The organism is Massilia sp. 2TAF26 (assembly GCF_052115005.1).
Lineage (GTDB): Bacteria > Pseudomonadota > Gammaproteobacteria > Burkholderiales > Burkholderiaceae_D > Telluria.
In genome coordinates, this window is record NZ_JBFRFV010000093.1 from 1 (window position 1) to 562 (window position 562).

The following is a 562-nucleotide window of genomic DNA, read 5'->3' on the forward strand; positions in this document are numbered from 1 at the left end:
TAAAGCCAGCCTTCGTAAGTGCGCAGGTACGTGATGTCCGTTACCCAGACTTTGTTTGGCTCGATCACATCGAATTGGCGCTGCAAATGATTCTGCGCCACGACGCACGGCGCGCCGCCGTTCTTGTACTTGCGCTTGGCGTAACCAGTTTGAGATCGAATCCCTTCGCGGCGCATCAGGCGATGAACCCGATTGATGCCGCACCGTTCGCCGAGTTCTTGCAAATCGTCGAAGATCTTGCGATACCCGTACACCGCGCCACTTTCCAGCCACGACTGCTTGATGTGTCCGAGCAGKCGCCGATCTTCCTTTGCACGCAGGCTTTCGGGRTTARCGCGCCAGGCGTAGTAACCGCTGGGATGRAKTTTCAGCACCTTGCACATGCRCTGAACCGAAAACATCGCTTRATGCTGATGAATGAAGGCGTACCTTACCCTGACGCCTTGGCAAAGTACGCCGCGGCCTTTCGCAAGATGTCGCGCTCCTCGGTAATGCGCTTGAGTTCGGCCTTCAGGCGTTTTACCTCGTCGGCCTGTGCGTCCTGCGCCTTGCGCTCATCCTC

The 562-nt window shown here is 57.1% G+C and carries 1 pseudogene; it reads right to left on the bottom strand.

Going from position 1 to position 562, the window contains the following annotated elements:
* Positions 1-562 (bottom strand): annotated as a pseudogene (locus AB4Z32_RS27590) (IS3 family transposase); the annotation flags it as partial.